Here is a 2,932-nt window from a genome sequence, read left to right on the forward strand (position 1 = left end):
CACGCCGACGACGACGACCGCGCGGTCGCCCGCGGCGTCGGTGACCGTGCGGGCGACGTCGGCCCGCTCCCTCGGGGTCAGGGCGTAGAACTCGCCGGTGTTGCCGTTGGGCGTGATCGCGCCGAGCCCGGCGTCGACCAGGCGGCCGGCGAGCCGCCCGGTCAGGGCGAGGTCGACGGCGCCGTCGGGCGCGTAGGGGACGACGGGGATGCCGACGACCGTCCGCAGGCGTTCGACGATGTCGTGGTACCCGGTCATGATTCTCCGTTCTGAGGGGTGCCGGTCCGCGGGGATCCGGCGGGGTCCTGCGGGTCGGCGGGCGTCTCGGTGCCCGTCCGGCCGTCCTGCTGCTCGACGGGCTTGATACGCACCCAGAAGCCGTAGACGGCGGCACTGACCAGGCAGCTGATCGCGGCGAACACGAGCGGCCACAGGTAGGAGCCGTCGGACGCCGTCAGGGCCAGGCCGATGGCGATCGGGCTGATCAGGTTGCCGAGCTGTGAGCCGAAGTTCTGGAAGCCGGCCAGCGAGCCGACGCGGTCGGGGCTGGGGGAGACCTCGGCGGGGAGGCTGAGGATGGCCGCACCCGCGAAGGAGTGCGCGGCGCTGGAGACCGTGAGGACCACCATGAGCACCACGTTGCTCTCCACGAACGGGCTGAACCCGATGCACGCGCTGAGGACGAGGCCCGAGATGATCGGCACCTTGCGCGCGACGTTCGGAGACAGGCCGCTCGCGAGCATGCGGTCGGAGACGATGCCGCCCAGCACCGTGGACCCGATGCCGATCACGGCGGGCAGCGCGCCGACCATGCCGAACTCGGCCTCGGTGAACCCGCGCTCGTTGAGCAGATAGCTGGGGTACCAGGTCAGGAAGAACGCACCGGCGAGCGACCGGAAGACGTAGCCGAGCAGGAGCGCCCAGGTCTGGTTGTCGCGCAGCAGCGTGCTCCAGCGCACCTCCTCGCCGCTGTGCCGCACCATCTCGGCCTGGTCGGAGCGGATGTGGTCGAGCTCGGCGGCGTTGACGCGCTTGTGGTTCTGCGGGGCGCGGTAGATCGCGAGCCAGCCCAGGATCCAGAGCAGGCCGACGGCGCCGATCACCACGAACGTCCAGCGCCAGCCCGCGAAGACCGCGATCGACGTGACGATCGGGATGGACAGTGCGGAGCCGATCTGCTGGCCCATGTCGAACAGGCTGGAGGCGAACGCTCGTTCACGGCGCGGGAACCAGGTGGAGACCACCTTGATGTTCGCCGGCTGCACCGGCGCCTCGCCGATACCGAGGCCGAGCCGGAAGACGATCAGGCTCGTGACGCCCGTCGCGAAGGCGGTCAGCGCCGTCCAGACCGACCACCAGCCCACGGCGATCGGGTAGATGACGCGCGGCCCGAACTTGTCCAGGAGCCAGCCCGACGGCACCTGGAACAGGGCGTAGGTCCAGAAGAACGACGACAGCAGCACGCCCTGGACGGCCGGGCTGATGTGGAAGTCCTCCGAGATGAACGGCAGCGCGACGCTGAGGGCGGCGCGGTCGAGGTAGGCGATGGTCAGGCCGAGCGCCGAGAACGCGACGATCGTCCAGCGCATCTGGCTGCGCCGCGCGCGGGCCGCGACAGCCACGGGCTGCTTTGTACTATTGAGCATCGTTGCTCCTTCATCGAGTGACGTGCGTGCTCCGTCATGGAGCACTCGTTGCAGAGGTGCGGCCCGGGAACTTGGCGGTGAACGGGCTGCACCTCGTCTGCTGCGGTCCCGGCTTGCCCAGGCCCGCTTGCTCAGGTCCTGCGGGTCAGGCGGTCGCACCTCCCTGGCGGAGCCGGTCGAGGAAGCCGGCGATGTGCCGGCGGGTCAGGTCCGCGGCGAGGTCGGCGTCGCCGGCCTCGGCAGCGGCAAGGATCTGTTCGTGCTCGCGCGCCTCCTCCCGCCAGCTCGGCTCCTTGGCCCACGTGGTGACGGCGGCGAGCGCCGTCTGGTCCCGCAGGCCCTCCAGCATGCCGGTCAGGATCGTGTTGCCGGCCGCGCCCCAGAGCGCCGCGTGGAAGGCCCGGTTGGCGAGGCTGCGCTGTGCCGGCTCCGTGACCTCGGCCGCGCGCTCCAGCGCCGCCCGCGCCGCGGCGGTGTCCATGCCGCGCAGGACGCTGCGCCGGGTCGCCTCTGGCTCCAGCAGCAGCCGCGTCTCGTAGATGGCGACGGCGTCCGCCTGCGTCAGCTCGCGCACCCGCACGCCGACGTAGGGCCGCACGACGACGAGCCCGCTCAACTCCAAAGTCTTGAGCGCCTCACGGACCGGCGTCTTGGACATCGCCAGCTCCTGCGCGAGCTCCGCCTCGACGAGCGCCTGCCCGGCGGCGAGCCGGCCGCTGAGGATGCCCTCCTTGATGGTCGCGAGGGCGTGCTCCGTCCGGGAGGGCAGAGCGGTCAGGGCGGGAGGCGTCGTCGGCACGTCGTACATCATATATGACGCTCGGGTGTGGTCGGGAAGTCCCCGGGATCCGACCGGTTCCTGCTCGCGGCGGGCGGGACCGGGCATGTCAGACCCCGCCCATAAGATCCCGATATGTACTTATTCGATGGGGAAGCGGCTGGCCGGGAGGCCACCGACGACGTGGTGTCGGGCCTGGTGGACGCGGTACGGGACTGCCTGGCGCCGCTGAAGGTGGCCCAGGTCTTCGACCTGGCGGTCGACCACGTGCTGCGGGACAGCGGGTCCGAGGCTCTGGAGCGGCTGCGCGAGCGCCCGCGCGGCGCGAACGTGGTCGCCGAGCCGGACGGCTACCACCCGAGAGAGCTGACGACGGCCGTCGCCGACCTGCACCCCGGGTGGACCCGGCGGGACGCCGACGTCGCCCGCCTCGCGATCTACCGGACGGCGCCGGTCGACCTGCTCGCCCGGTTCGGGCGGGTGCTGCACGCGGCCTCCGCCCGGGCCG

General features: G+C 71.7%; 4 protein-coding genes. 1 reads left to right on the top strand and 3 read right to left on the bottom strand.

Going from position 1 to position 2,932, the window contains the following annotated elements; all coding sequences use genetic code 11:
- The 3 genes from PROKR_RS11935 to PROKR_RS11945 form a co-directional block, all read right to left on the bottom strand.
- Nucleotides 1-258, bottom strand: a 258-nt coding sequence (locus PROKR_RS11935) for a dihydrodipicolinate synthase family protein (RefSeq protein WP_036963452.1), incomplete at its 3' end; no start/stop codon positions are given.
- Complete coding sequence (locus PROKR_RS11940; protein WP_084800397.1) at nt 255-1,646, bottom strand: MFS transporter; 1,392 nt, start codon at nt 1,644-1,646, stop codon at nt 255-257. The genes PROKR_RS11940 and PROKR_RS11935, both read right to left, overlap by 4 nt.
- Before the next feature lie 145 nt (nt 1,647-1,791).
- Entirely contained in the window at nt 1,792-2,454 is a 663-nt protein-coding gene (locus tag PROKR_RS11945; protein ID WP_036963586.1) for a GntR family transcriptional regulator, read from the bottom strand.
- Nucleotides 2,455-2,559: 105 nt separating this feature from the next.
- On the opposite strand from PROKR_RS11945, the gene PROKR_RS34720 reads away from it, so the two are divergent.
- Nucleotides 2,560-2,932, top strand: a 373-nt coding sequence (locus tag PROKR_RS34720) for a hypothetical protein (RefSeq protein ID WP_211240118.1), incomplete at its 3' end; no start/stop codon positions are given.

The organism is Promicromonospora kroppenstedtii DSM 19349 (genome assembly GCF_000515355.1).
Lineage (GTDB): Bacteria > Actinomycetota > Actinomycetes > Actinomycetales > Cellulomonadaceae > Promicromonospora > Promicromonospora kroppenstedtii.

What these genes read in the sequence shown, in the direction of transcription:
- PROKR_RS11940 (WP_084800397.1), bottom strand. Translation starts at nt 1,646, where the DNA reads ATGCTCAATAGTACAAAGCAGCCCGTGGCTGTCGCGGCCCGCGCGCGG.
- PROKR_RS11945 (WP_036963586.1), bottom strand. Translation starts at nt 2,454, where the DNA reads ATGTACGACGTGCCGACGACGCCTCCCGCCCTGACCGCTCTGCCCTCC.